We start from the raw sequence: 24,249 nt of genomic DNA, 5'->3' as shown, positions 1-24,249 counted from the left end.
CACCATGCCCGAACGAACCGGCCGCTACCTTCAGGACATGCCTGTCACGTTCCCGCCCGGCGAGACGATCCTGCTGCGGCACTGGCAACGCGATCATCTCGCCCTGGTGGTGCCGCTCCGTGTGATCGAGGACGACGGCGGCAGTGTCGTCCTGTGGGCGTCCGCCGGCAGCCGCGGCTGGCATTTCCGGATGCCGGACGGCCGCACCATGACCCAGCTCCCGCTGCCGGAGTGGTCGGCCGCGCGGAAGTCGCCGGCACCGCACACCATCGACGAGGGCGTGCTGTTCCGGCACTGGCGCGACCGGGACTATTCGATCCGCTGGATCTTCACCGCCGGCGGCCGGTTCACCCGGTGGTACGCGAACCTCGAAGCCCCGTCGGTCGCCTGGCGTGACGCCGGCCTGGCCGGTCTGGACACGTGCGACTGGGATCTGGACGTGGTGATCCGCCCGGACCGGTCCTGGGAGTGGAAGGACGAGGACGAGTTCGCCGAGCGGCTGACCATGCCGCAGGCGTATTGGGTGGACGACGAGGACCGGGTCCGCCAGGCCGGCAAGGACGTCATCGCGCTGGCCGAGGCCGGCACGTTCCCGTTCGACGGCTCGTGGTGCGACTTCCGCCCGGAGGCCGGCTGGCCACCGCTGCCGGTGGAGCTGCCCGGCGGCTGGGACCGGCCGAGGGCCGCCGGGTGAGCGGCGGGCCGGAGCTGGCCGCCTTCGCCGCCACGGCAGTGCCGGTGCTGGCCGAGCGGATCCCGGCGGCCCCGGCGCGATACCTCGGCCGGCTCGCCGCGCCCCCGGAGGCCGATCCGCGGACGCTGACCGGCAGCCGCCTGTTCCGGAAACCGGACAACGGCGAGCCGGAGTGCCTGGCGGCGCTGCGGTCGGTCGGCGAGCCGCTGGCGGAGCGCCTGCTCGGCGCGCTGGAACGCGCGGTCGCCCGGCTTCCGTGGAGCACCGCCCCGGATCTGGTGGCGGATCTGCCGCCGCCGTTCACCGGCCGCTTCGGCTGGGGGTCGGTGATGGGCGGCTATCAGGCCGAGGCGACGGAGGCGGCGCGGCTGCTGGACCGGCTGCGCCCGGGCCTGACCGAGCGTGCCATGACGCTGACCAGGGAACTCGCGGCCCACCCGGAGGCCGCGGCGCTCCTGACGGTGCCCGCGTCCGGGGACGAGGCGGAGATCGCCGCCGCGCACGGCCGGGCGTACCTCGCGCTCGCCGTCACGGTCGCCGGCACGGTGATCCACCGGGCCGGGCCGGTGCCGGTCGTCGATCCGGCGGCGGCCGCCGTGGGCCTGGGTGTCGGCATCGCCGCATTGCTGCTGCGGGAGGCGCCGCTGCCCGCCGGATACGAGGCGGCGCTGCTCACCAAGATCCGCGAGAACTATCGGATGCCCCGCCACTCGTCGGGCCACATCAGGATCATCGGGCACCGGTTCGGCCTCACCGAGGGTACGTTCCCCGAAATTTCGGATTTCTCACGGAACGGGCTGGTCACTGTCGGCGACGGCGGCCTGGTGATACGCACCGGAGTCGCCGACGGAAACGCTCGCGTCGACCTGCAGATCATCGAGCCTCCAGACGACGCGGCCCTCGGAGACCCGGTCCCGGAGCTGGATCCGGGTTGGGACGACGTCGTCGAGGTTAGCTGGCAGGCCGCCGCGGGCCGCGCCTCGGTGACCGCGCCGGACGGCGAGACCACCCCCGGCCTGCAGCGCGAGACGCCGCCATGGCCCGGCTGGTACCGGATCCGGGTGCACGCGCGCGGCCGGGACGAGGGCGTGGAGAGTTACCGGCTGACGATGTGGGCCGCCCCGGAGGCCCCCGAGATCGTGCTGCAGCGCACCGACCGGCTCGGTCACCGGCTGCGCGGCGAACCCGAACCGGACCTGCCGCCGCAGCACGCCTACCGCTGGGTGCAGAGCAGCCGGATCTCGGCGGCGGCCACCGTCACGGTCGTCACCGGGTCGGCGGCGCGGGCGGTGCTGGTGGCGTTCGGCGCCGACCCGGATCTTCCCGAGGAGGCCCGGGTGATCCGGCAGGAGCAGGCGCTGCGGCACTACTCCGAGCCGTGGATCAGGGTTCTGGAGACGGACGGCGCGATCCTGGTCGTGGAGGACAACGGCTACCGCGGCGCGGACCCGGACGTGCTCGCGGCGGCTTCGTCCGGTGGCCGGGCGGCGAGCATGTTCTGGAACGTCAACGCGCTCACCCGGCTCTCCTTCGCCGAGTCCGGCCGGCTGCTCGCGTCCCACGAGCCGTTCGGCAGCGAGATCTGGCCACCGGAGATCGAGCCCGCGGTCGCCGGCCTGGACTTCGGCGAGCCGGGGGACCGCATCGGCAAGGGCCTGGTCGCGGTCGAGCGCTTCACCGGCCGCGGCCTGACCCCCGCCGATCTCACCGCCCTGCGGAAGACCGGCCTCGGCTACCGCATCCGCCCATGAACCAGGCGTGTGGAGTTCGGGCGCGAATAGCGGCCGAACTCCACACGCCGAACCGCCGGATGGCTAACCGGCGGCGGGGAAGGTGATCACCATGGCGACGCCGGGATCGCGGGCCTCGGCGGAGGCCTGGCCGCCGTGGGCTGCCGCGAGCTGCCGGACGATCCACAGCCCGAGCCCGACCGACTCCGGCCCCTCCCCCGCGAACTGGCCGAACAGCCGCGGCCGCAGCGTCTCCGGGATCCCGGCGCCGTGATCGCGGACCTCCAGGCGGTCGACGGCGCCGTCCCGGCGGAGCGTCACGTGCACCGGCGGCCTGCCGTACCGCAACGCGTTGGTGACCAGGTTGAGCAGGATCTGCTCGAACCGCTGCTTGTCGACGTACACGGTCAGGTCCGGGTCGATGTCGGCGCGCACGTCGGCGTCCTCCCGCACGTACGACAGCGCGTCCTTGACCAGGTTCGCGGCGGGGTGCCGGGCCAGGTCGAGCTTCAGCTCGCCGGAGCTGTCGATGCGCTGCAGGTCGAGCAGCCCGTCGGCGAGCCGGGCGATCCGGGCGGTCTGCCGCATGGCGGCGTCGAGCATCCCGGCGGTCTGCCCGGTCGCGGTCTCCCGCAGATCTTCGAGGACCAGGCGTACGGTGCTGAGCGGCGCCCGGACGTCGTGCGCCAGCGAACTGATCATGGCGGCCCGCCACTGCTCGATGCGGGACAGCCGCATCCGGTCGTCGCGCAGGTGGCGGGCCTGCGACTCGATCAGGAACGCCACGGCCACGGCGGCCGGCAGGAACACGACGGCGCTGCTGACCACGATCGGCGACTGGTCGGTCAGGATCAGCGGCAGGACGTACGCGAGGGTGGCCGGCACCGTGAAGGCGGCGAGGATCCACCGGCGGAAATGCAGGGCCGACCACGCGTACAGCAGCACCAGGAAGGGCCCGGTGCCGGCCGCGACGCCGCCGAAGGACCAGGTGGAGAGGCCGAGGACGGCGAAGCCGGCCAGGCCGAGCAGCGCCGGCGAGTCCGGGCCGAGACGGTGCCACGGCAGGAACATCCCGGCGGCGGTCAGCACCAGGTCGCAGGCGGTGACGACGAGCAGCCGGCCGGCCAGGTCGGGCGTGTTGAGGATGCCGAGCAGGCCGAGCAGCCCGGCCACGGCGAAGAGCACGGCGGCTTGCCGGGCCGCTGCTCGCGGTCCGGTTCCCAGCACACGAAAGGGACCACTTCGCACTATTTCGTGAGCATAAACGGTCTGACGGCGATCAGTGGCCGGAGCGTGCGATGGGCCGGTCCGCACGGTATGTCCATGAGTGCGATTCGGTCCGAATCCACCCTGTCGTGATGCCACACTCGGCGCATGAACGTCCACATCCACGTCCACCCCTCCGCCCGCCGTCTCGTCAGCGAGATGGCGCACACCCCCGGTGAGCTGCTGGTCGTCGCCGGTTTGTGGCTCACGTCCGCCCCGCTCGTGCTCGACCACGCCAAGGCCGGTCTCGCGTACCCCGGCCTGAACGACGTGGCAGTGGGGCTGTCGATCGTCGCGCTCGCCCTGATCCGGGTGCTGCACATCCGGCACACCGCGGCGCTGGCCCTGATCAGCGCCGGTCTCGGGGCGTGGCTGCTGGCCGCGCCCTTCGTCCGCGGCTACCAGGAGCTGTCGCCGCTGGCCACCTGGAACGACGTCGCCATGGGCCTGATCGTGATCGCGCTGGCCGTCGCCAGCTGGCGCGGCCACGACAAGCACGCATAACCGGAGGGTTTCGTTCAGGTACCCGGGCCGCCTGCCGACAGAGCGTCGAGGGAGGCGGTGCATCATGACGGATCGGACCCGGCGCCGCGACGCCGCCACCCGGTGGACTCGCGGCGCCGTCGCCGGCGTCTACTTCGCCCTCGCCGTCACCAACTTCCTCGCCCTGACCGGCACGGCCCGCACGGTGATGACCGTGTTGAACCTCGCCACCGCCGCGCTGATGACGCTCGCCGCGCTGCGCCCGCGCCTGGCCGGTCCGGGTCGCAGCCGGGGCGAGTGGCTGGCGTTCCTGCCGGTCGCCGACAGTGTGGCGCAGGTGGCGGTGACCGGGCGGCTGCACTACAGCATCACGCTGATGCTGACGTTGCTGGCGATCGGCGCCGCGGTCACCTCCCGGCGGATCGCCGCGTCCGCCGCGCTGTCCGGCTGCGGCGGCTGGGTCGTCACGGTGGTCGCCCTCGACCGTCTGCAGGTTCCCGAGCTGGGCTACTACAGCGTGCAGATGGCGTTCGCGGCGACGCTGGGCGTGCTGTTGCACGAGGCGCTGCGCCGCCGCCAGCGTCAGTTGCGGGCCGTTCACGAGCAGGCCCGGACCGTGGCGAACCGGTTCGAGGAGCTGTTCAAGGCCTCGCCGGCCGGCGTCGCGATCGCCGACGGGAGCGGGCGTGTGGTGGCCGCCAATCCGGCGTTCTGCGAGCTGGTGGGACGGGACGACGTGCTCGGGGCGGACCTGAGCCGGTACCTGGCCGAGGACGGCGCCCGGGAGGTGATCCGGCCGGACGGGTCGGTGCGGTGGGCGTACCTGACGGTCGGCAACAGCGAGGTCGGCGGGCAGCCGTGGACGCTGGTGCAACTGCAGGACATCACCGACCGGCACCTGGCCGAGGAGGCGGTCCGGGACTCCGACCGGCTGCTGGCGGCGGTGGCCGCGGCGGCACGGCGGATCCGTACCGGTGAGGACGCCCGCACCACGATCGTCGCCGCGATCCAGGACCTGGCCGCCGCCGACAACGTCACGCTGCTGGAGCCGCCACCCGCCCCCGGACCGCCCCGGGAACTGGTCGCGACGATCGCCACCGGCGCCGACGTGCTCGGCACCCGGGTACCGCTGGACGGGCCGTCGATGATCGCGCACACCTACCGCAGCGCCGAGCCGGTCTTCATCGCCGACGCCGACCAGGACCCGCGTGTCTCGGCGGCGCTGCTGCGCCTGGTCGGCAGCAAGTCGATGCTGTGGCAGCCGGTGATCGTGGACGGCCGGGTGATCGCGGTGCTCGCCGCGGGCTGGAAGCGCCGGGTCGATGCGGTGGGCGATTACCGTACCCGGGCCGTGGGCCTGCTCGCCGACGAGACCGCGCTCGCCCTGGAGCACGAGAAGCTGCTGCGCCGGCTGGAGGCGATGGCCTTCACCGACACGCTGACCGCGCTGCCGAACCGGCGGGCGTGGCAGGAGGCCATGGACCGGATGATCGCCCAGGCCGGGCAGGACGGGGAGCGGCTGACCGTGGCCATCGCCGACCTGGACCATTTCAAGCGCTACAACGACACCCGGGGGCACGCCGAGGGTGACGAGCTGCTGCGGCGGGCCGCGGCGGCGTTCGCGGGCGAGCTTCGTCCCGGCGACTTCCTCGCGCGCTGGGGTGGTGAGGAGTTCGTCGTCGCGCTGCCGGCCACCGGCACGTCACCGGCGGTGGAGGTGCTGGACCGGGTGCGGGCCGCGACGCCGGACGGGCAGACCTGCAGCATCGGCGTGGCCACCTGGAACGGCACGGAGACCGCGCAGCAGTTGCTCCAGCGCGCCGACGAGGCGCTCTACACCGCGAAGAACGAGGGCCGGAACCGTATTCACGCGATTGCCGAAGCCCTCGCCACACGCAATTCCTAAGCGTTTGACAGCCGGTTCTCAGCTTCCATTCCCATTCACGGGCGCGGGAAGTGCCGGTGCAGATCCTCGTCCTCGCCGCAGTGCTCCTCGCGCGTCTCCGGCTCGTCCTCGAGATCGGGCCGCCGAAGCTCGGACATCACCTGAGCAGCGGTCCAGCGAGCGTGGGAGACGCGGGCCCCGAACGATTCGAGAGCCTGGCGGACGGCAGCAGACATGGACCTCTCCAAAAGACTTGACAGCCCACCGAGAAATGCATCGGGGAATCGATTTCCTGACATTAGAAAAGTCGCCGGAGCAGTGTCAAGAAATAGCGACGGCCCGCGCGGAACGCACACGCTGATCCTAGTTGACACACAGCTCACGGACAGTTGATCCGCCTGATCGAGAATCCTCGATCAACTGAGCCCCGTCACAGAACCGGGGCTTGCGTGAGCTGGGTTTTTAGGGAAACCTAACGAAGGTAAGGCTAAGCTACTGAGGACCGGGCGCTCGATGTTCGTATGCATTTGTCACCACGTTCGCGAGCGTGAAGTCCGCTCCATCATCCGCTCCGGCGCGCACACCGAAGAAGCCGTCGGCGACGCCTGCGGCGCCGGCACCGGCTGCGGAAGCTGCCTGGAGCGCATCTGCGACCTGATCCAGGAGGAGACCGCCGACACGCGCCTACCACTAGTCGCTTAGCGTCACCGAGCCGTTACGCTGAACCCCAGTTACGCCATAACTGGGGGTATTCGGCATGCAAGGCGACGCCCGTGTCATCGAGTTTCTGAACGATCAGCTCACCGCGGAACTCACCGCTATCAACCAGTACTTCCTGCACGCCAAGATGCAGGAGAACTGGGGTTACACCGTGCTGGCGAAACACACCAAGCACGAATCCATCGACGAGATGCGACACGCCGAGGTCCTCACCGACCGGATCCTGTTCCTCGAAGGCCTGCCCAATTACCAGAAGCTGTCCGTGCTGCGGATCGGCGAATCGGTCAAGGAGCAGTTCGAGTGCGACATGAAGATCGAGGTCGAGGCCGTCGACCGGCTGCGCCGCGGCCTGGAGCACATGCGTTCCGTCGGTGACGTCACGTCGGCCCGCATCTTCGAGGACATCCTGTCCGACGAGGAACACCACGTCGACTACCTGGAGACCCAGCTCGCCCTGATCGAGAAGCTGGGCGAGCCGCTCTACCTGCAGAACGTCACGGAGCACCCGGAGGCTTAGCCGGCGCGCCGCCGTCCATGGCCCGCAGCCGGTGGGCCAGCTCGGCCGCCACCGCCTTCCGGTGGAAGTCGGCGGTCACGGTGAGCTCCTCGATCCGGGTCAGAGCCGCCTCTCGTCTCGCGGCCAGCCCGGCGATCTTCTCCGCATGCGAGTGCCGGGCGTCGGCGACGATCGTCGACGCCCGCAACTCCGCGTCGCTGACCAGCTTGCCGGCTTCGGTGGTCGCCTTCCGCAGGTGGTCCGCCGCCGCACGGCGGGCCTCTTCCAGGTGCTCCTCAGCGGTACGCCGTGCGAGCCGCAGAAGCCCCGTGTCCCCACCCCCCGCCACGGGCGGCTCCCCGGCCCGCGCCTGCGCCAGGGCGGCGCGCAGTTGCTCAGCCCGCGCCTGCGCCTGCTCGCACTCACGCTGGAGTCGCTGCAGGTGCCCGCTCAGGTCCTCGTGCTGGAGGCGGAGCGCGAGCGCCTCGTTCTCGGCGGCGAGCCGGCGCATCTCCGCGGCCACACCCTCCAGGAACGTGTCGACCTCGGTCTCGTGGTAACCATGCGCGCCCGGCGCCGGCGGCCGGAACGCGATGCCGTCGACGTCAGCGGGAGTGATCGACACGGGCTGCTCCTCGTTCCATCGACGCAGCTCGAGACACATAGTGACCCGCGTCGTCACGAAGTGAACGCGACCTCAGTTCCGATGTCAACATCCGGTATCCGATAGGACTCCTCACAGTGATCATGGAGTCCGGAGAATGTCGTACCCGGCGGTCAGCCGGCCCATGCCGCACCCGCCCCACCGGTCCCGCGTCCCCAGGAGTCCCGATGAATCTCGGGGAGATCCTCATGGGTCGAGCCGGCGATGGACCTCGCCGCACACGTCGATGCAGCGCGCCAGCATGACGTCGGCGGTGAGGTCCTCCGTCACGACGCAGTCGAAGACATCCCGGTCGACCCGCTCGACGGACGTGATCTGATCAACCCTTGGCCGCGCGCTCCGCCTCGTCGCTGATCGCCTGGTCCAGGATCTCCAGGCCCAGGTCGAGTTCGGCGTGGGTCGAGGTCAGGGCCGGGGCGATCCGGAAGACGCCGCCCATCGCCGGGAGCTGGACCACGTTCATGTGCAGGCCCAGCTCCAGGCAGCGGCGGGTGACAGCGGTCCCCAGCTCGTTCGCCGGCTGCCGCGTCTCCCGGTCCCGCACCAGCTCCAGGCCGACGAGCAGGCCGCGGCCGCGCACGTCACCGATCGCCGGGTGCTTGTCGGCGAGCGAGAGCAGACCCTTGCGGAGGTACGCGCCGAGCTCCGCGGCCCGCTCGTCCAGCCGTTCGGCCTGCAGGACGTCGAGGACGGTGTTGCCGACCGCGGCGACGAGCGGGTCCGAGACGTGCGTGGTGAAGAACAGGAAACCCCGCTCGTGGGCGGTCTGCTCGATCTCGGCGCTGGTCACCACGGCCGCGAGGGGCAGCCCGGCGCCGAGGGTCTTGGAGAGGGTGAGGATGTCCGGGACGACGCCGTCGCGCTGGAACGCGTACCAGTCCCCGGTCCGGCACAACCCGGTCTGCGCCTCGTCCAGGATCAGCAGCCCGCCCCGCTCGTGCACCCGGTCCCGCAGCGCCGCGAGATAGCCGGGCGGCAGGTCGATCACCCCGCCGGAGCTGAGGATCGGCTCGACGATGCAGGCCGCGAGGCTGCCGACGGACTGGGCGTCGAACAGGTCGAACGCGAAGTCGAGGTGCCGCTGCCAGTCGAGTTCGCCGTCGGGGGTGGTGAAGTCCGGCCGGTACGCGTTGGGGGTGGGGATGGCGAAGTTGCCGGGCGCCGCCGGACCGTACCCCTTGCGCCCCGAACTGTAGGTGGCGCCCGCCGCCGCCTGCGTCATCCCGTGCCAGGACCGGGCGAACGAGATGATCTCGTGGCCGCCGGTGACGAGTTTCGCCATCCGGATCGCCGCCTCGTTCGACTCGGCGCCGGTGGTGAGCAGCTGCACCTTCTCCAGGGGGTCCGGCAGCGACCGGGCGAGCCGCCGGGCCAGGTCCACGACGGGCCGGCTGAGCATGCCGCTGAACAGGTGATCGAGGGTGGCGGCCTGCCGCTGGACCGTCTCGACGACGGCCGGATGGGAGTGGCCGAGGAGCGCGCTCATCTGCCCGGAGGTGAAGTCGAGCAGGCGGCGGCCCTCGGCGGTCCAGACGAAACTGCCCTCGGCACGTTCGATGATCTCCGGCACGAAACTGCCCGGGCCGGAGTAGCGGATCAGGTGACGGTCGGCGTCGGACCAGAACGAATCAGCCATGCCCCGACGCTAGAAGCTTGGTGCTGAACGGGTCCATCTCGCCTTTTCGCCGTCGCTGTTAAGCGGAGCCGTACAGTGCGGGCGTGACGCTGAATCCGTGGCGGTTGCGGCTGCTGGCCGACCTGGCGACGTACGGGACGGTCCGCGCCGTGGCCCAGCGCGGCAACCTCAGCCCGTCCGCGGTGTCCCAGCAGCTGGCGACGCTGGAGCGGGAGACGCGTACCGCCCTGCTGGAACGCACCGGCCGCCGGGTCCGGCTGACCGCCGCCGGGGTTCTGCTGGCCGGCCGGGCCCGGGAGATCCTGGCCGCGATGGACGCCGCCCAGGCGGAGCTGCGCGGGCTCGCCGACGAACCGGCCGGCACGGTCACCCTCGCCGCGTTCCAGAGCGCGGTCCACGCGCTCGCCGAACCGGCGGTCGCCGCGCTGGCCGGCCGGCATCCCGACGTGACGGTGGTGCTGCTGGAGCTGGAGCCGCACGACAGCATGCCGGCGCTGCGCCGCGGCGAGGTCGACGTGATCATCACGACCGCCGACTTCGCGGGCGCCGAACTCGACCCGGCCATCGACCTGGTCCCGATCGCCGCCGACGAGATCGTCCTGGTGCTGCCGGACGGGCATCCGCTGACCGGGCACGAGACGGTCGCCCTGCAGGCGTGCGCGGACCAGCGGTGGACCTTCGACGTGGCCGGGTCCTACATGTCGTCGCTGGCCACCCGCCTGTGCCGGGAGTCCGGGTTCGAGCCGGTGGTGATCTGCCGGTTCAACAACTACATGCTGGCGCTGCGGCACGTGGAGAAGGGCGCGTCGATCACACTGCTGCCGAGCCTCGCCGTCGACCCGCGGTACCAGGTCGCGACCCGGCCGCTCACCCCGCCGGTGACCCGCCGGATCGTCGCCGCGGTCCGCCGCTCCCCCACCCCGCGCCCGGAGATCAGCGCCGTCCTCACCGCCCTGCGCGCGTGAGGAACTCCCGCAACTCGGCGGCGACCTGCCCGGGCGCCTCCTCGGCCTGGTGGTGCCCGCTGTCGATCGTGCGGTGCCGCAGGGGCCGGGCCAGCCACGGCGCCCAGATCTTCGCCGGATCACCGTGGATGTCGATGTCGTCGTGCACCGATTCGAGCAGCATCGTGGGGCACCGCACCTGCCGTCCGGCGGCCCGGTCGGCCTCGTCGTGCTCGCGGTCGATGCCGAGGCCGGCCCGGTAGTCCTCGCACATGCCGTGCACCACGGCCGGGTCGCGCAGCGCCGCCAGGACGTCCGCGTGGTTGGCTTCGCCGATCACTTCCGGACCGGGGAGGCGGTACCAGCCGTCCGGGTCGGCGTTGATCAACGGCTCGGCCGGCTTCTCGGTCTGCCCGAGGAACCACCAGTGCCACCACGCCCGGGCGAACGTGGCGTCGGTGCGTTCCAGATGTTCGACGACCGGCAGGCCGTCCATGACGACCAGGTGCGTCACCGCCTGCGGATGATCCATCGCGGTGCGGAACGCGGCCAGGGCGCCCCGATCGTGCCCGACGACAGCGAACCGGTCGTGTCCCAGATGCGCCATCAGCCGGACGACGTCGCGGGCCATCTCCCGTTTGGACGACTGCGCGTGATCAGGCAGGTCGGGTGGGAGCGTGCTCCGCCCGTACCCCCGCAGATCGGGTGTGACCACGAAGTGGTCCGCCGCAAGCAGCGGCACGACCGCATGCCAGGTGGTGTGCGTGCGGGGATGCCCGTGCAGCAGAACGACGGGCGCGCCGGAGCCCTCCTGCCGGAACCGCAGCGACACGTCCCCCAGGTCGAGCCGGCTCATCGCTGTCCGTTCTCGGTCGCCCACTGACAGATCGCCGCAAGCGGCTCCTGCAACGTCTTCCCCAGCGCGGTCAGCGCGTACTCCACATGCTGCGGTGGATCCGCTTTCAGAACCCGGCGGTGTACGAGGCCGTCGCGCTCCATGTCACGCAGCGTCTCGGTCAGCACCTTCTGCGAGATGCCGGCCACTCGGCGGCGCAGATCGGCGTGCCGCTGCGGACCGGCCAGCAGCGCATAGATCACCAGGACCCGCCACTTCGACGCCAGCCGCTCGAGGGCCTGCCGGGTGCTGCAGCTCTCCTCGATCACGTCGGGAATCATCACGATGGGCACCTCCAGGTGCCTTCTGGCGCTGCTGGATCGCGCGGCCTACGGTCGGCCCCAACGATAGTCGTCGACGTACGGGGGCAGCATGTTCTTCCACTCTGACGGGATCAAGCTGGCCGGGGACCTGCGGGTCGCGGCCCCGGGCGCGCCCGCCGTGGTGCTGACCGGCCCGTTCACCGGGGTCAAGGAGCAGGTGACCGGGACGTACGCGGCCCGCCTGCACGAGCGCGGCATCACCACCCTGGCGTTCGACCACCGCGGGTTCGGGGAGAGCGGCGGCCGCCGGGCGCACGAGGACAGCCAGGGCAAACTCGCCGACCTGCGGGCCGCCGTGGACGTCCTGGCCGCCCTTCCCGAAGTGGACGCCGACCGGATCGGCGTCGTCGGGATCTGCCTCGGCGGCGGTTACGCGGTGCGAGCCGCCGCCACCGATCCCCGGCTGCGGGCGGTCGTCGGGATCGCCGGCGCGTACAACAGCCCGGCCCGGTTCGCCGCCGGGGACGCCGCCGGCTACCGGCGGTCGCTGGCGTCGTTCATCGAGCGTTACGACGAGGAGCTTCCGGCGGTCGCACCGGACGGCGGGCTCGCGGCGATGGGCGGGGACGAGCCGTACGCGTACTACGGCACCGCCCGGTCCGCCGCCGAACACTGGGAGAACCGGGTCACCTACGGCTCGCTGCACTCCCTGATGACACTGGACGCGCTCGGGGCGGCCCCGCTGCTCGGTGACACCCCGCTGCTGCTGGTGCACGGGCGGGCCGACGACTACTGCTCACCGGAGCTGGCCGAGGCCACGTACGACGCCGCGCCCGGCCCGAAGTCGATGGTGTGGCTCGACGCCACCCAGCACATCGACCTGTACGACGTCGAGCCCTACGTCACCCGGGCCGCCGACGCCGCCGCCGCGTTCCTGCATTCCTACCCGGCCTGATACGAGCATCCCTCGCCGGTCCGGTAGGTGGATCGGATCACCTCGTCGAGCCGGTCCCGGGTGCGGGTCAGCTCGGTGATCTGCGCGTCGATGCGGTCGCGCTCGGAGGCCAGCCGGGCCCGGGACTCCGGGGTGCTCACCCCGGCGTCCACGCAGGGCATCAGCTCGGCGATGGTCCGGCTGGTCAGGCCCGCCGCATACAGCGTCTGGATGAGCCGCACCCGCTCGACTGCCGGGTCGGCGTAATGCCGCTGCCCGCTCCCGCTGCGCTCCGGGTGCAGCAGATCCTGCTCCTCGTAATACCGCAGCGCGCGCACGCTGACGCCGGCCCGATCCGCCAGCTCGCCGATCCGCATGGTGACCTCCGTCGCACGACTTGCCTCTGACGTCAACGTCAGGTCCTAGCGTAGCCGCATGCAGATCAACGGAACGATCGCCCTGGTCACCGGCGCCAACCGCGGTCTCGGCCGGCACTTCACCCAGCAGTTGCTCGAGCGCGGCGCGACCAAGGTGTACGCCACCGCCCGCCGCCCCGAACTCATCGACATCCCGGGCGTGGAACCGCTGCGCCTGGACATCACCGACCCGGCCTCGATCGCGGCCGTCGCCGAGCGCGCCGCCGACGTCGGCCTGCTGGTCAACAACGCGGGCGTGTCCACGTACAGCAATCTCGTCACCGGCGACCTGGACAAGATCCGCCTGGAGATGGACACGCACTTCTGGGGGACGCTCGGCATGATCCGGGCGTTCGCGCCGCGGCTGGCCGGCGGCGCGATCCTCAACGTGCTGTCCGCACTGTCCTGGTTCAACACCGACGGCGCCACCGCCTACGGCGCCGCGAAGGCCGCCCAGTGGAACCTGACCAACGGCGTCCGCCTCGAACTCGCCGCCCAGAAAACCCTGGTCACCGGCCTGCACCTGGGCGCCGCCGACACCGACATGATGGCCGGCTTCGACATCGAGAAGGCCGATCCGGCAGACGTCGTACGGGCCGCCCTGGACGGCATCGAGCAGGGGAGGATCGAGGTGGTCTTCGACAAGTGGAGCGCCATGGTGAAGGCCTCCCTCGCCGACGACCCGAGCCGCTTCTACAACCTGTCCTGAGCCCGGCTCACCCTTGTGCGCCTCGGTCCGGTGTCTGTCCCGAGCCCGGCTCACCTCCTTCCTCGCCGCAATCGTGAGGACGCGTCCGTCCGGACGAGGAGCTGATCACGGCCGGGCTGCGCAAGCAGGCCCCGGTGACCGGCGACGTGCAGGGCTGTCCCCGGAGGACGCGCGGTGATCAAGGGCCGGCCGGCTCGACCATGGTGAAGGAGGCCTGCAGCAGGCCGGCCCGGGTCCGGACGTGGAAGCGGGTGCGGCCCTGCTTCACGATGGTCCCGGTGAGGCCGCCGTATTTTCCGGAGCCCTTCAGGCGCACCCGGTCGCCGACCCGGGGCAGCGGCGCGGTGGAGGGTGTGACCGACCGGAGACGGTTCAGCTCCGCGGTGTAGGCGGGGAGCATCGGGACGGGCTCGCCGCGGTGGGTCCACTCGTACACGGCGGCAGGGCTGAAACGCGGCGAGCACCTGCCGCACGAGCGGACCCGGGCCGGCCGGCGGTGGGCGGTGGTGCGGTGGCCGGCCGGGCAGGTGCCCTCCCAGTCGCCGTCGACGCGGGGGACGTCCTCGGGGACGCAGCGGGCGCCGGAGCACCCGATCCGCCGGGCGATGGCCCGCCACACGTCGTCGTGGCCGTGCCCCGGGCCGGCGAGGGCGTGGGCGATTTCATGGAGCACGGTCTCGGTGACCTGGTCAGGGGTGTAGAGGCGCAGCAGGGGACGGGACAGGCCGATCTCCTTGCGGGCGGGCCGGCACACCCCGGCCCTGGTCTTCGCGTCGTCGAAGATCAGTCGCCAGCCCGTGAGCCCGTGCCGGTCCATCAGGCCGGCGGCCAGGTCACGTGCCTCCGTCAACTTCACGCCGTGTGCCCCTTCGTGCGCTGCGTTACCGTGCGAGGATGCTCGTGTGGGTCGCTTCGTACCCCCGTCCGGTAACACTTTTCTCCGCATCCTGCTGCTCCGGCTGTACGGTATCCGCACCTCGACGGTCTATGACGTCGACGGCGTCGCCGCGCGGCTCGGCCCGGACCTGGTCGGGTACGAGGACCGGCCGGGCACCCCGGACGCGCTCCGGGCCGCACCGGGGTTCCACTTCGTCAGGACTCATCGGCAGCGTGACGGCGATGTCGACGAAACGGCCGGGACGCGCTGGTCTCGTGGGCGCGGCTGCAGAGCGAGAACGATCCTTCGCGGTACGAGGCCGAGCTGCGGGCCATGATCCTCCGGGATGATCCGGTCGGCACCGTGAGCTGGGGCGCCAACGTCCTGAGCCGGCTGCTCCCGGCGAGGACGCACCGGCAGCCACCGCGACGAGCTTCCCGGCGACCTGCACGAGCTGTTCTGGTCCCGGCCGGACAACCGGGAGGCGATGCTGGCCGTGCCCGGGATCGGCAGGATCACCGGCGACCGGGCGAGCAGCCACACCAGCGCCACCTGGGGAGCAGTGGCTCCCAGCTCAGCGGCCACCTCGGCGACCGCCTGCCGTTCCCCGGAACCGCCCGCCGCGACCGGGCGCCACGGCAGGAAGGCGATGCCGGCGCTCTCGCAGGCGTCGAGGACCGGCTCATGTTCCCGGTCGAGGAGGTTGTGGCGGTTCTGCACGCTGGCGATCTCCACGATCTCCCGTGCCCCGCCGAGCTGCCCGGCGGTCACCTCGGACAGGCCTCCGGGCGCCCGTCGAGCCGCCGCACGGGAGATCGCCGCCGATACGGTAGATGTCAGTCGATGTCATCGGCGTAACGCTGACCGACGGTCCGGACATGGATGTGACGTGAGTTCTGGGACCGAGCACGAGCAGCGATTCCGGCGCGTCTACGCGAGCAACTTCCCGGCACTGCTGGCGTACGCGGCACGCCGTGTCGACCAGCCCGAGGACGCGGCGGACATCGTCGCCGAGACGTTCCTCGTCGCCTGGCGGCGCAGCGGCGACCTGCCACCCGATGAGGAGATCAGACTCTGGCTGTACGGGGTGGCCCGCCGCGTCCTCGCCAATCATCACCGGGGTGGCACGCGCCGGGACCGGCTGGGCGACCGGCTGCGGCAGCGGCTGACGGCGGTGGTGTCCCGTGATCCGGCCAGTGAGGTGCCGCAACGGCTGGCGGTACGGGCCGCGCTGGCTCGCCTCGACGAACCGGACCGGGAACTGATCATGCTGACCACCTGGGAAGGCCTGGAGCCTCGGGAGGCGGCCGAGGTGCTCGGGATCGGTGCGGGCGCGGTCCGGACCCGGCTGTCCCGGGCTCGCGCGCGGCTCCGCGAACTGATCGGTGACGACCCGGAGGTGGCCGGACATGAACGTGACGTCCTGACCACCACCGCCCTGAAGGAGGAGCGATGAGCGAGGACGACCTGACCCGGCTGGTTCGGGACGCCGACCCGTACCGGACCGATCTCGCCGAGCGCCTCGGTGGGGCGGAGCAGACGCTCCTGGAGGAGATCATGTCCACGCCGGTGCTCGTACCCGTACTCAAGAAACGCTTCTTCGGGGCCCTCGCGGCGGCCGCCGTCGTCACCGGGGTCATCGGAGCCACCACCCTGCTCGGGGATCGGGGCCAGGAGGACCCGGCGCCACCGGCGGCACTGCCCGGCGCGGCGTCCGCCGACTACCGATTCGACCTGGTGGCGGCGGAGAAGCTGCCGCGGCTGCTGATCGGCGAGCCGGGGTGGAGGATCACGACGGTGTACGGGTTCGGCGCGCAGACCGGGACGATCCAGTTCGTGAACGGCACGCGCCAGATCGAGATGAACTGGAACACCGAGGACCAGTATCAGGCGTTCTACGACAAGCGCGCTCCGGAGGGAGAGCCGTCGGCGACGACGGTGGCCGGCACGCCCGCGCACATCCTCGCCTACGGGGAGAGCGTCTTCGCGGCGGCGGTGAAACCACGGGACGGCGTGTTCGTGGAGATCCGCGCGAACGAGGGCTGGACCCGGGCCGGCCTGGAGAAGCTGCTGACGAGCGTGCGCCGGGTCGACGCGGCGGCGTTCCTGGCCGCGATGCCGCCGGAGGTCGTCACGCCGAGCGAGGTCCGCGCGCAGGTGCGGAAGGCCCTCGCCGACGTGCCGATCCCGCCGGGCTTCGACGTCGCGGAACTGCGGGTCGAGGGGGCGAACGACGCGTACCAGTTCGGGGCCTCGGTCACCGGGCAGGTGACGTGCGCGTGGATCGCCGAGTGGAGACGCGCGGATCAGGCCGGTGACGCGGCGGCGACGGACACGGCGGTGACGGCGTTGCGCAGCAGCACGCGGTGGCAGGTGCTCAAGAACATGGAGGCCGAGGGCGACTGGCCGGAGGCGCTGCGGCAGACCGTCGGGGAGGTCCTGTCCGGCGGTGGGCCGAAGGGTGACCCGAACGGTTACCGGGGCGCCCTGGGCTGCGACGGCTAACCGGTGGGCTGGAGGGTCCCGCCGGCCCGGACGGTGACCTCGCGGGTCTGGGCGACCAGGTGGTGCAGCGGCTCCGGCAGGCTGCGGCGGAACTGGTCGGACAGCCGGGCCCGGTCACGGGGGTTGCAGGTGTCCAGGACGAACTCGTCGAGCCCGGTGGCCAGGATCAGGCCGGCCAGCATCAGGTCGGCGGTGTCCAGGGACTCGTTGTAGGACAGCGCGGTGCGGATCCGCGCGGCCGGCTCGCCCGGGCCGCGCGGATCGGCGAAGACCAGCGACGACGTGGTGCTGAGCAACCGGCGGCGGGTCTCCCGCCGCATCACGCCGGCGTCGGCGAGGCGCTGCTCGATCAGCGGGGTGAACCGGCCGTGGGTGAGCCAGCGGGTCAGGCTCTGCGGGCCCGGCACGGCGGCAAGCCGTTCCAGGACGGCGGTGCTGGCCCGGTCACCGGTCGGCTGGTTGTCGATCACGTGCAGGGTGTCGCCGGCCAGGTGCAGCCGCCGCCAGAACATCAGCTCGCCGATCAGGGCGGCGCTCAGTCCGACGGCGAGCACCTCCGGGGCGAGCAGGGCCCGGGCGCCGATGCCGTCGTGGGCGGCCAGGTAGAGGCCGTCGGCGGGAGGGCGCTTGATCGGCGACGTCATACGCGCTGCTCCGATGATCGACGATGGAGTCGCAGAACCCCGGCTGGTCGTCAGGGCTGTCTCGAGAACCAGCCAGCGAACGAACCCTAGCGGCAAAGGGTTGCCGTGAGGTTACGCACCGTCGAAAGGCAGCCGCTGCTCAGAGGAGACCGCGGCGGTGGGCGGCGGCGACCGCCGACGCCCGGTCCGGGACCTCCAGCTTGGCGTAGATGTGCAGCAGGTGCGTCTTGACCGTGGCCTCGCTGAGGAACAGCGCGGCGGCCGCCTCCCGGTTCGTGCGGCCCTCGGCGATCAGCGCCAGGACCTCGCGCTCCCGGGCGCTGAGCAGCGCCCGCGGCGTGGACCGCTGCGGGCGCACCCGGGCCAGCAGCAGCGCGGCCACCGACGGCGACAGCACCGTCTCGCCGCGGGCGGCGGCCCGGACCGCGCGGAACAGGTCCTCGCGCGGGGCGTCCTTGAGCAGGTAGCCGATCGCGCCCGCCTCGATCGCCGGCAGCACGTCGGAGTCGGTGTCGTGGGTGGTCAGCACCAGGATCCGGGTGTCCGGCACCCGCTCCAGCAGCAGCCGGATCAGGGTGCCGCCGCAGGGTTCGGGCATCCGCAGGTCGGTCAGGATCACGTCCGGGCGCAGCGCCCCGGCCACCGTCAGCGCCTCCACCCCGCCGGCGGCCTCACCGGCCACCTCGAAGTCGGGCTGGGTGCCGAGCATGCCGCGCAGCCCGTCCCGGACCACCGGATGATCGTCGACGACGAGCAGGCGCAGCGTCATCGGCCCGCCCCGATCAGCGGCACGGTGACACTGACCGTGGTTCCGGCGCCGGGCGTGGACTCGATCTCCACCGAGCCGCCGAGGGCGCCGACCCGCTGCCGCAGCGCGGTCAGCCCGAACCCGTGGGTGCCGGGCGGCGAGAAGCCGACGCCGTCGTCGTGGACGTCCAGCGCGATCACGTCCTCCATGTACGACAGGGTGACGTGCACCCGCTCCGCCGACGCGTGCCGGCCCACGTTCGACAGTGTCTCCTGGGCGGCGCGCAGCATCGTCACCTCGCACTCGGAGTGCAGCGGCGACGGGGTGCCGGTCACGGTGAACGCGGCGTTCACCCCGTACTGCTCGGTCCAGGTCTCGACGGTGTGGCCGATCGCATCGCCGAGCCGCGCGTCGCGCAGTGGCCCCGGCCGCAGCGCGTCGATGGACCGCCGCACCTCCTGCAGGCTGGTGCGGGCCAGCGCACGGGCGGTGTCGAGGCGCCGCCGGTCGGAGTCGGAGGGCGCCGCCTCCAGGGCTTCGAGCTGGGTGACGATGCCGGTCAGGCCCTGCGCGACGGTGTCGTGGATCTCCCGGGCCAGCCGGGCGCGTTCCCCGGCGACGCCCGCCTCCCGGGCCAGCCGGGCGTTCTCCGCTGTCATCGCGACCAGTTCGGCGTTGATCTCGCGCCGCCGGATCGCCTCCCGTTCCATGGTGCGGACCATGCCGCCGAACAGTGCCGCGAGCGGTGTCGCCACCCCGACGCTGATCAACAGCGAGGACGGATCCGGGCCGGTCACCAGAAGGGCCGGCAGGTTGGCGGCGAGCACGCCCGGGTAGGCCCACCAGCCGGGCAGCGCCAGGAACGCGATCAGGTAGCAGGCCGGGACGAAGATCTGGAACGCGTCGTCGCGCCGCATCAGGACCGCGGTGAGGGCGAGGACACCGGCGAAGTAGGCGGCGTTCCACCAGGACCGGCGCTCCCACCAGCCGGGATGCGCGACGATGAACCATCCGTGCAGGGCCGCGAGGCCTCCGGCGACGGCCAGGGTGACCGGGTCGGCGTCGCCGGAGACCAGGAAGACCAGGCAGGCGAGAGCGAGGAGACCGTACGGGGCCAGCGCCCACGCCCGGTTCCACCGCCGCTCCCGCTGCTCATCCACGGACGTCACTTCTCGTACGGTACGTGAGCCGGCGCAGCAGCACCTCCGCCGGACCGCGCCGCGTCAGGGGCGCCAGCAGCACCGACACCAGCCAGGTGAGCAGCGCGAACCCGGCGACCGCGGCGGTGCCCATGGTCTCGCCCCAGCCGAGGCTGTACGGCAGCGGTGTCAGCACCAGCACGAACACCACCGACTGGAACAGGTAGAGGCTGAGCGACCGCTGCCCCGCCGTCGCGAGCGCCCGCACGATCGGTCCGCGGCGCGAGCGGATCGCGAAGAGCCCGATCAGGGCCGCGTAGCCCAGGCCGCCGGCGACCCCGGTGACCGCGTGCAGCGCGTTGAGGGCCCAGGGCGCGCCCGGCTGCCAGAAGTGCCCGACCGCCAGCCCGGACGGCAGGCCACCGAGGACGGCGACGGTCAGGCCGATCACCGCGGTACGCACCAGCAGCGGCCGATGGGACGCGGGGTCGGCGAGGATGCCGCGCCGGGCCGCCCAGGTGCCGACCAGGACGGCGCTGCCGACACCCATGACGCCGATCGGGGTGATCACCCATTCGATCGGGCGCAGGATCAGCGCGGTCAGCGGGTCGGCGGTCTCGAACGACCAGAAGAACGAACGTTCGCCCGGGTCGGACGGCATCGAGTACGCCGCGCCCTGCAGCACCGCCACCACGACCAGCCACAACGCGGCGAGGACCAGCAGCGTACGGTCGCGGAGGCGGGTCGCGGCGAGCAGCAGGAAGCCGACCAGCCCGTACAGGCCGAGGATGTCGCCGGGGAACAGCAGCACGGCGTGCAGGAAGCCGAACCCGATCAGCCAGGCGCTGCGCCGCCTGATCACCGACCTGTCCTGGTGGCGCTGCAGGATCTGGAACACGCCGTACGCGTACAGGGCCGCGAACAGCGGATACGCCCGGGCGTCCACCAGGGTCACGGTGAGCACGCTGACGATCCGGTCCGGCAGGCCGTCCTCGACGATGTGCTGCCGGAAACCGTAGGGCCTGCCGTAGAGGTAGATGACCGAGTTGGCGAGGGCGATCAGGGCGAGCATCAGGCCGCGGGCGAGGTCGGGGGCGAGCGCCCGGTCCCGCAGGCTGATCGATCCGGTGTCTGTCATGACACCAGCCTGTTGCTCCGCGGGGCCCGGCGAATCGACCGCCACGGAGACCCCCATCCACCGATCAGTCGATGCGCGTCACCGGCGCCACCACCAGGTCGTGGATCCGCCAGTTGAAGTGCCGGGCGAAATCGGCCAGCTCCTCCAGGCGCTCGGGCAGCCGGTCGGTGTCCGGAACCGGCACGACCAGCAGTTCGCCGACGAACACGTGGCCCTCCTCGCGCAGCCGCAGCCACGCGTCGGCCACCCAGTCCCGGTCCAGCACGGCGGCCAGCAGCTCGCGGGGCAGCGGGTGCGGGCGGCTGCCGTCCACCACCGACGGGGACTCGTCCATCAGGTCGGCGACGGCGGCGCGGGTGGTGCGTACCCCGTCGCGGACGATGTCCCCGCCGATGATCAGGGCGGCGACCGCGTCCGCCCACCACAGCCCGGCGGCGATCCCGAGGATGCCGAGCACGGCGGCGCCGGCGGTGAGCCAGTCGGCCCGGTTCATCTCGGCGTCCGACAGCAGCACCTTGTCGTGCAGCTCCTGGGCCAGGCGCAGTTTCGCCCGGCCCAGCAGGATCGCCGGGACCATCGTCGCGAGCAGCACCACGATCATCAGCCAGCCCAGCCAGAACCGGTGCCCGAACAGTTCGATCATGCCGATCGGCGGGCGTTCCCGGGCCAGCAGCCGGACGAACGAGTCGTAGACGACGTAGCCGCCGAGCCCGAGCAGCGCCACCGAACCGGTGAGGAACGCGACGCTGACACTGCGGTGGTAGCCGTACGGGAAACGCTCCGTCGGCTTCCGGTTGCGATAGCGCGCCGCCACCAGGAACGCCACCGGCGGCACCAGGCCCAGCATGTCCTCGATCCAGGCCGCCTTCATCGCCTGCGACTGGCCCAGCGTCAGCGCCAGCAGCGTGATCGCGACGAGGAAGAAGACGATCGTCCACCACTCCAGGCGGACCGCGCGGGCGTGCAGGCGCGCCTTGTCCGGCGGCAGCTCGAACCGGTCGTAGACCTTCATGCCGCGCGCTCCGCCGCCACCAGCAGATCCACGACCCCGCTGTGCGACTGCTCCAGCAGGAACGTCTCCACCTCGGCCTGCCAGCCGTTCTCCCCCGGCGGCAGCGCCCAGACGTGATCGTGGGCGCCCAGGTCGTGACCGGACTCGGACAGGCCCAGCTCGGCCAGCCGCCACTCGCCGACCACCACCAGCAGCCCCTCCTCGCCGGTCACCTCCGCGACCGGCACGACCTCGGCCTTCTCGGCGGTCAGCGCGGCCATCTCGGCGGTGCCCGCCCGCACGGCGACCCGCGCGCCGGTCAGGTCCTCGGGGACCGGTACGCCCGGCGGGGCGGCGACCACCGTGCGCATGGTGACGAACGGCCGGGTCAGGGCCGCGTCGGCGGTCCACGGCGCCGCCGCGTCCAGGCCGCCGATCACCAGGTCCAGAACCCGGTCCTTCAGCGCGGCCATCAGCGTCGACTCGGAGCCGGGGTACCACTCGACGGTCGCGCCCAGCCGCGCGGCCAGCCGCTGGGTCAGCACCACCTCGGCGCCGGACGGCGGGCCGTCGCCGGGCACGTCGGTCCACGGTGGGTTCGCGGTCACGCCGACCCGCAGCACGCCCCCGCGAACGTCGTCCAGGGTGGTTCCGGCGTCCCGGGGCAGCCCGCAACCCGCGGCGACCAGAAGGACCGACATCAGGAGCAATCCGACACGATGCACGCAGGCCGCTTACCCCCCGGGGCCACGGCCTAACGTCAGTGCCCGGCGTTGAGCCGCCCGGCCAGGTTGCCGTGGAAGTCGCTGCTCGCCTCGTTCAGCCCGACGATCTCCACGTGCTTGCCGCGGGCGGCGTACTTCGTGGTGATCGCGTCCAGGGCCGCCACCGAGGAGGCGTCCCAGATGTGCGCGCCGCTCATGTCGATCACCACGTGGTCCGGGTCGCCGGCGTAGTCGAACTGGTGAACCAGGTCGTTCGAGGAGGCGAAGAACAACTCACCGCGTACGGCGTAGGTGTTTCCGCTCCTGCGCACCTCGGTGAAGTGCGCGACCCGGCGCGCGAAGACGACCATGGCGGTGAGCACGCCGAGCACCACACCGACCGCCAGGTTGTGGGTGACCAGGGTGCCGGCGACGGTGACCAGCATGACCACGATCTCGCCGGCGGGCATCCGCTTCAGGGTGGCCGGGGCGATGCTGTGCCAGTCGAAGGTCGACACCGACACGATGATCATCACGGCGACCAGCACGGCCATCGGGATCTGCCCCACCACGTCACCCAGCGCGACCACCAGGACCAGCAGGAACGCCCCGGCGAGGAAGGTGGACAGCCGGGTCCGCGCGCCGGACGCCTTCACGTTGATCATCGTCTGGCCGATCATGGCGCAGCCGCCCATGCCGCCGAACAGCCCGGTGACGATGTTCGCCACCCCCTGCCCCCACGACTCACGGGTCTTGTCCGAGCGGGTGTCGGTCACGTCGTCGACCAGCTTGGCGGTCATCAGGGACTCCATCAGACCCACCAGAGCGATGCCGATGGCGTACGGATAAACGACCTTGATCGTCTCCCAGGTGAACGGGACACCCGGGATCCCGAACACCGGCAGGCTGTCCGGCAGCGTGCCCTCGTCACCGACGGTGGGCACGGTCAGGTGGGTGATCATCACGAACGCGGTGATCAGGACGATCGCCACCAGCGGCGCGGGGACGACGGTGGTGAACCGGGGCAGGAACACCATGATCAGGAGAGCGACCGCGACCATCGGGTAGACCAGCCACGGCACGCCGATCAGATGCGGCACCTGCGCCGTGAAGATCAGAATGGCGAGCGCGTTGACGAACCCGACCATGACACTGCGCGGGATGAACCGCATCAGCTTCGCCACCCCGGCCGCCGCCAGCAGGATCTGCAGCAGCCCGCCGAGGATCACCGCCGCGGTCAGGTAGCCGAGCCCGTGCTCCTTCGCCAGCGGCGCCACCACCAGGGCGATCGCCCCGGTCGCCGCGGAGATCATGGCCGGGCGCCCACCACAGATCGCGATCGTGACCGCCATCGTGAACGACGCGAACAGGCCGACCTTCGGATCCACGTTCGCCAGGATCGAGAACGAGATCGCCTCCGGAATCAGCGCGAGCGCCACGACGAGCCCGGCGAGCACTTCCGTACGCAACACCTTCGGCGAAGCGAGCCAGGTCGGCATCTCTCTCCCTTTATGCCTTATGTGCGACACAGGCGGTTCGTGCCCGGGCCGACCCTACTCTCGCGCAATCCCCCATCCCTGTCGTTCGCCGGTGGCGCGCCTCACCTCCCCTCCCATCCCTCCACCACTCCCCCCGTCCTCCTTCACCCCCGTCTTCCTTGATCGGCGGCTTCCGGCGTCGGGGGGGGGGGGGGGGGGGGGGGGGGGGGGGGCGGCGGGGGCGGGCCGGGGGGGGGGGGGGGGGGGGGGGGGGGCGGGGGCGGCGGGGA

27 protein-coding genes are annotated in these 24,249 nt (G+C 71.9%); 11 read left to right on the top strand and 16 right to left on the bottom strand.

Annotated features, from left to right (window positions below):
* The first annotated feature begins 4 nt into the window (after nucleotides 1-4).
* Nucleotides 5-694 carry a ribonuclease FAU-1 family protein gene (locus ACZ3II_RS40505; RefSeq protein ID WP_465525614.1) on the top strand — a complete coding sequence of 230 codons (690 nt, stop codon included), beginning with the start codon at nucleotides 5-7 and terminating at the stop codon, nucleotides 692-694.
* Nucleotides 691-2,445: a DUF6461 domain-containing protein gene (locus ACZ3II_RS40500; RefSeq protein ID WP_465525612.1), complete on the top strand. Its 1,755-nt coding sequence runs from the start codon at nucleotides 691-693 to the stop codon at nucleotides 2,443-2,445. The genes ACZ3II_RS40505 and ACZ3II_RS40500 overlap by 4 nt, the downstream gene beginning before the upstream one ends.
* A gap of 63 nt (nucleotides 2,446-2,508) precedes the next feature.
* On the opposite strand, the gene ACZ3II_RS40495 is transcribed toward ACZ3II_RS40500, so the two are convergent.
* The gene (locus ACZ3II_RS40495) at nucleotides 2,509-3,609 is read right to left on the bottom strand and encodes a sensor histidine kinase (protein WP_465525610.1); all 1,101 of its coding nucleotides are present in this window, start codon (nucleotides 3,607-3,609) and stop codon (nucleotides 2,509-2,511) included.
* A 189-nt stretch (nucleotides 3,610-3,798) separates the two neighbouring features.
* On the opposite strand from ACZ3II_RS40495, the gene ACZ3II_RS40490 reads away from it, so the two are divergent.
* Together ACZ3II_RS40490 and ACZ3II_RS40485 are read left to right on the top strand one after the other, a co-directional pair.
* On the top strand, nucleotides 3,799-4,194 hold the full coding sequence (locus tag ACZ3II_RS40490; protein ID WP_465525608.1) for an SPW repeat domain-containing protein: 396 nt from the start codon (nucleotides 3,799-3,801) through the stop codon (nucleotides 4,192-4,194).
* A 64-nt stretch (nucleotides 4,195-4,258) separates the two neighbouring features.
* The gene (locus ACZ3II_RS40485) at nucleotides 4,259-6,079 is read left to right on the top strand and encodes a sensor domain-containing diguanylate cyclase (protein ID WP_465525606.1); all 1,821 of its coding nucleotides are present in this window, start codon (nucleotides 4,259-4,261) and stop codon (nucleotides 6,077-6,079) included.
* Between the two features lie 35 nt (nucleotides 6,080-6,114).
* Here ACZ3II_RS40485 and ACZ3II_RS40480 read toward each other — a convergent pair whose 3' ends face one another.
* Nucleotides 6,115-6,294 (bottom strand): hypothetical protein, encoded by a 180-nt coding sequence (locus ACZ3II_RS40480; RefSeq protein ID WP_465525604.1) that lies wholly within the window; start codon nucleotides 6,292-6,294, stop codon nucleotides 6,115-6,117.
* A 277-nt stretch (nucleotides 6,295-6,571) separates the two neighbouring features.
* On the opposite strand from ACZ3II_RS40480, the gene ACZ3II_RS40475 reads away from it, so the two are divergent.
* Together ACZ3II_RS40475 and bfr are read left to right on the top strand one after the other, a co-directional pair.
* Nucleotides 6,572-6,760 (top strand): (2Fe-2S)-binding protein, encoded by a 189-nt coding sequence (locus ACZ3II_RS40475; RefSeq protein ID WP_465525602.1) that lies wholly within the window; start codon nucleotides 6,572-6,574, stop codon nucleotides 6,758-6,760.
* A 55-nt stretch (nucleotides 6,761-6,815) separates the two neighbouring features.
* A complete protein-coding gene (gene bfr / locus ACZ3II_RS40470) occupies nucleotides 6,816-7,295 on the top strand; it encodes a bacterioferritin (protein WP_465525600.1) in 480 nt (159 codons plus the stop codon).
* Here the strand turns inward: bfr and ACZ3II_RS40465 are convergent.
* Complete coding sequence (locus tag ACZ3II_RS40465; RefSeq protein WP_465525598.1) at nucleotides 7,273-7,899, bottom strand: DivIVA domain-containing protein; 627 nt, start codon at nucleotides 7,897-7,899, stop codon at nucleotides 7,273-7,275. The two genes, bfr and ACZ3II_RS40465, sit on opposite strands and share 23 nt — an antisense overlap.
* Nucleotides 7,900-8,257: 358 nt before the next feature.
* Entirely contained in the window at nucleotides 8,258-9,574 is a 1,317-nt protein-coding gene (locus tag ACZ3II_RS40460; protein WP_465525596.1) for an aspartate aminotransferase family protein, read from the bottom strand.
* Nucleotides 9,575-9,657: 83 nt separating this feature from the next.
* Between ACZ3II_RS40460 and ACZ3II_RS40455 the strand changes: the two genes are divergently transcribed.
* Nucleotides 9,658-10,539, top strand: coding sequence for a LysR family transcriptional regulator (locus ACZ3II_RS40455; RefSeq protein WP_465525594.1), 882 nt, complete (start codon nucleotides 9,658-9,660; stop codon nucleotides 10,537-10,539).
* On the opposite strand, the gene ACZ3II_RS40450 is transcribed toward ACZ3II_RS40455, so the two are convergent.
* Together ACZ3II_RS40450 and ACZ3II_RS40445 are read right to left on the bottom strand one after the other, a co-directional pair.
* Entirely contained in the window at nucleotides 10,520-11,374 is an 855-nt protein-coding gene (locus ACZ3II_RS40450) for an alpha/beta fold hydrolase (protein WP_465525592.1), read from the bottom strand. The two genes, ACZ3II_RS40455 and ACZ3II_RS40450, sit on opposite strands and share 20 nt — an antisense overlap.
* Complete coding sequence (locus ACZ3II_RS40445; protein WP_465525725.1) at nucleotides 11,371-11,694, bottom strand: winged helix-turn-helix transcriptional regulator; 324 nt, start codon at nucleotides 11,692-11,694, stop codon at nucleotides 11,371-11,373. Before ACZ3II_RS40445 ends, ACZ3II_RS40450 begins: the two co-directional genes overlap by 4 nt.
* 91 nt (nucleotides 11,695-11,785) lie before the next feature.
* On the opposite strand from ACZ3II_RS40445, the gene ACZ3II_RS40440 reads away from it, so the two are divergent.
* Entirely contained in the window at nucleotides 11,786-12,631 is an 846-nt protein-coding gene (locus ACZ3II_RS40440; RefSeq protein ID WP_465525590.1) for an alpha/beta hydrolase, read from the top strand.
* Here ACZ3II_RS40440 and ACZ3II_RS40435 read toward each other — a convergent pair.
* Nucleotides 12,619-12,987: a MerR family transcriptional regulator gene (locus tag ACZ3II_RS40435; RefSeq protein ID WP_465525588.1), complete on the bottom strand. Its 369-nt coding sequence runs from the start codon at nucleotides 12,985-12,987 to the stop codon at nucleotides 12,619-12,621. The two genes, ACZ3II_RS40440 and ACZ3II_RS40435, sit on opposite strands and share 13 nt — an antisense overlap.
* A 58-nt stretch (nucleotides 12,988-13,045) precedes the next feature.
* Between ACZ3II_RS40435 and ACZ3II_RS40430 the strand changes: the two genes are divergently transcribed.
* Nucleotides 13,046-13,735 (top strand): SDR family oxidoreductase, encoded by a 690-nt coding sequence (locus tag ACZ3II_RS40430; protein WP_465525586.1) that lies wholly within the window; start codon nucleotides 13,046-13,048, stop codon nucleotides 13,733-13,735.
* A gap of 178 nt (nucleotides 13,736-13,913) precedes the next feature.
* Here ACZ3II_RS40430 and ACZ3II_RS40425 read toward each other — a convergent pair whose 3' ends face one another.
* Nucleotides 13,914-14,591, bottom strand: a complete 678-nt coding sequence (locus ACZ3II_RS40425; protein ID WP_465525584.1) for a SprT-like domain-containing protein — start codon at nucleotides 14,589-14,591, stop codon at nucleotides 13,914-13,916.
* Between the two features lie 243 nt (nucleotides 14,592-14,834).
* The gene (locus ACZ3II_RS40420; RefSeq protein ID WP_465525582.1) at nucleotides 14,835-15,383 is read right to left on the bottom strand and encodes an aldo/keto reductase; all 549 of its coding nucleotides are present in this window, start codon (nucleotides 15,381-15,383) and stop codon (nucleotides 14,835-14,837) included.
* A gap of 118 nt (nucleotides 15,384-15,501) precedes the next feature.
* Between ACZ3II_RS40420 and ACZ3II_RS40415 the strand changes: the two genes are divergently transcribed.
* Nucleotides 15,502-16,068 carry an RNA polymerase sigma factor gene (locus ACZ3II_RS40415; RefSeq protein WP_465525580.1) on the top strand — a complete coding sequence of 189 codons (567 nt, stop codon included), beginning with the start codon at nucleotides 15,502-15,504 and terminating at the stop codon, nucleotides 16,066-16,068.
* On the top strand, nucleotides 16,065-17,117 hold the full coding sequence (locus ACZ3II_RS40410; RefSeq protein WP_465525578.1) for a hypothetical protein: 1,053 nt from the start codon (nucleotides 16,065-16,067) through the stop codon (nucleotides 17,115-17,117). Before ACZ3II_RS40415 ends, ACZ3II_RS40410 begins: the two co-directional genes overlap by 4 nt.
* Here the strand turns inward: ACZ3II_RS40410 and ACZ3II_RS40405 are convergent.
* The 7 genes from ACZ3II_RS40405 to ACZ3II_RS40375 form a co-directional block, all read right to left on the bottom strand.
* Nucleotides 17,114-17,761: a GOLPH3/VPS74 family protein gene (locus ACZ3II_RS40405; protein WP_465525576.1), complete on the bottom strand. Its 648-nt coding sequence runs from the start codon at nucleotides 17,759-17,761 to the stop codon at nucleotides 17,114-17,116. The genes ACZ3II_RS40410 and ACZ3II_RS40405 overlap by 4 nt on opposite strands.
* A gap of 139 nt (nucleotides 17,762-17,900) precedes the next feature.
* A complete protein-coding gene (locus ACZ3II_RS40400; protein WP_465525574.1) occupies nucleotides 17,901-18,530 on the bottom strand; it encodes a response regulator in 630 nt (209 codons plus the stop codon).
* On the bottom strand, nucleotides 18,527-19,678 hold the full coding sequence (locus ACZ3II_RS40395; protein ID WP_465525573.1) for a sensor histidine kinase: 1,152 nt from the start codon (nucleotides 19,676-19,678) through the stop codon (nucleotides 18,527-18,529). The genes ACZ3II_RS40400 and ACZ3II_RS40395 overlap by 4 nt, the downstream gene beginning before the upstream one ends.
* Nucleotides 19,662-20,786 carry a DUF418 domain-containing protein gene (locus ACZ3II_RS40390; protein WP_465525571.1) on the bottom strand — a complete coding sequence of 375 codons (1,125 nt, stop codon included), beginning with the start codon at nucleotides 20,784-20,786 and terminating at the stop codon, nucleotides 19,662-19,664. The genes ACZ3II_RS40395 and ACZ3II_RS40390 overlap by 17 nt, the downstream gene beginning before the upstream one ends.
* A 64-nt stretch (nucleotides 20,787-20,850) precedes the next feature.
* On the bottom strand, nucleotides 20,851-21,798 hold the full coding sequence (locus tag ACZ3II_RS40385) for a cation diffusion facilitator family transporter (RefSeq protein WP_465525569.1): 948 nt from the start codon (nucleotides 21,796-21,798) through the stop codon (nucleotides 20,851-20,853).
* Complete coding sequence (locus ACZ3II_RS40380; protein WP_465525567.1) at nucleotides 21,795-22,478, bottom strand: substrate-binding periplasmic protein; 684 nt, start codon at nucleotides 22,476-22,478, stop codon at nucleotides 21,795-21,797. The genes ACZ3II_RS40385 and ACZ3II_RS40380 overlap by 4 nt, the downstream gene beginning before the upstream one ends.
* Before the next feature lie 59 nt (nucleotides 22,479-22,537).
* On the bottom strand, nucleotides 22,538-23,980 hold the full coding sequence (locus tag ACZ3II_RS40375) for a SulP family inorganic anion transporter (RefSeq protein ID WP_465525565.1): 1,443 nt from the start codon (nucleotides 23,978-23,980) through the stop codon (nucleotides 22,538-22,540).
* Between the last annotated feature and the right edge of the window lie 269 nt (nucleotides 23,981-24,249).

The sequence above is a fragment of the Actinoplanes sp. NPDC019969 genome (assembly GCF_055562375.1).
This window is presented reverse-complemented; position numbering and strand designations above follow the sequence as displayed.

What these genes read in the sequence shown, in the direction of transcription:
- ACZ3II_RS40505 (WP_465525614.1), top strand. Translation starts at nt 5, where the DNA reads ATGCCCGAACGAACCGGCCGCTACCTTCAGGACATGCCTGTCACGTTC.
- ACZ3II_RS40490 (WP_465525608.1), top strand. Translation starts at nt 3,799, where the DNA reads ATGAACGTCCACATCCACGTCCACCCCTCCGCCCGCCGTCTCGTCAGC.
- ACZ3II_RS40485 (WP_465525606.1), top strand. Translation starts at nt 4,259, where the DNA reads ATGACGGATCGGACCCGGCGCCGCGACGCCGCCACCCGGTGGACTCGC.
- ACZ3II_RS40480 (WP_465525604.1), bottom strand. Translation starts at nt 6,294, where the DNA reads ATGTCTGCTGCCGTCCGCCAGGCTCTCGAATCGTTCGGGGCCCGCGTC.
- ACZ3II_RS40475 (WP_465525602.1), top strand. Translation starts at nt 6,572, where the DNA reads ATGTTCGTATGCATTTGTCACCACGTTCGCGAGCGTGAAGTCCGCTCC.
- bfr (WP_465525600.1), top strand. Translation starts at nt 6,816, where the DNA reads ATGCAAGGCGACGCCCGTGTCATCGAGTTTCTGAACGATCAGCTCACC.
- ACZ3II_RS40460 (WP_465525596.1), bottom strand. Translation starts at nt 9,574, where the DNA reads ATGGCTGATTCGTTCTGGTCCGACGCCGACCGTCACCTGATCCGCTAC.
- ACZ3II_RS40450 (WP_465525592.1), bottom strand. Translation starts at nt 11,374, where the DNA reads ATGAGCCGGCTCGACCTGGGGGACGTGTCGCTGCGGTTCCGGCAGGAG.
- ACZ3II_RS40445 (WP_465525725.1), bottom strand. Translation starts at nt 11,694, where the DNA reads ATGATTCCCGACGTGATCGAGGAGAGCTGCAGCACCCGGCAGGCCCTC.
- ACZ3II_RS40440 (WP_465525590.1), top strand. Translation starts at nt 11,786, where the DNA reads ATGTTCTTCCACTCTGACGGGATCAAGCTGGCCGGGGACCTGCGGGTC.
- ACZ3II_RS40435 (WP_465525588.1), bottom strand. Translation starts at nt 12,987, where the DNA reads ATGCGGATCGGCGAGCTGGCGGATCGGGCCGGCGTCAGCGTGCGCGCG.
- ACZ3II_RS40430 (WP_465525586.1), top strand. Translation starts at nt 13,046, where the DNA reads ATGCAGATCAACGGAACGATCGCCCTGGTCACCGGCGCCAACCGCGGT.
- ACZ3II_RS40410 (WP_465525578.1), top strand. Translation starts at nt 16,065, where the DNA reads ATGAGCGAGGACGACCTGACCCGGCTGGTTCGGGACGCCGACCCGTAC.
- ACZ3II_RS40405 (WP_465525576.1), bottom strand. Translation starts at nt 17,761, where the DNA reads ATGACGTCGCCGATCAAGCGCCCTCCCGCCGACGGCCTCTACCTGGCC.
- ACZ3II_RS40400 (WP_465525574.1), bottom strand. Translation starts at nt 18,530, where the DNA reads ATGACGCTGCGCCTGCTCGTCGTCGACGATCATCCGGTGGTCCGGGAC.
- ACZ3II_RS40390 (WP_465525571.1), bottom strand. Translation starts at nt 20,786, where the DNA reads ATGACAGACACCGGATCGATCAGCCTGCGGGACCGGGCGCTCGCCCCC.
- ACZ3II_RS40385 (WP_465525569.1), bottom strand. Translation starts at nt 21,798, where the DNA reads ATGAAGGTCTACGACCGGTTCGAGCTGCCGCCGGACAAGGCGCGCCTG.
- ACZ3II_RS40380 (WP_465525567.1), bottom strand. Translation starts at nt 22,478, where the DNA reads ATGTCGGTCCTTCTGGTCGCCGCGGGTTGCGGGCTGCCCCGGGACGCC.
- ACZ3II_RS40375 (WP_465525565.1), bottom strand. Translation starts at nt 23,980, where the DNA reads ATGCCGACCTGGCTCGCTTCGCCGAAGGTGTTGCGTACGGAAGTGCTC.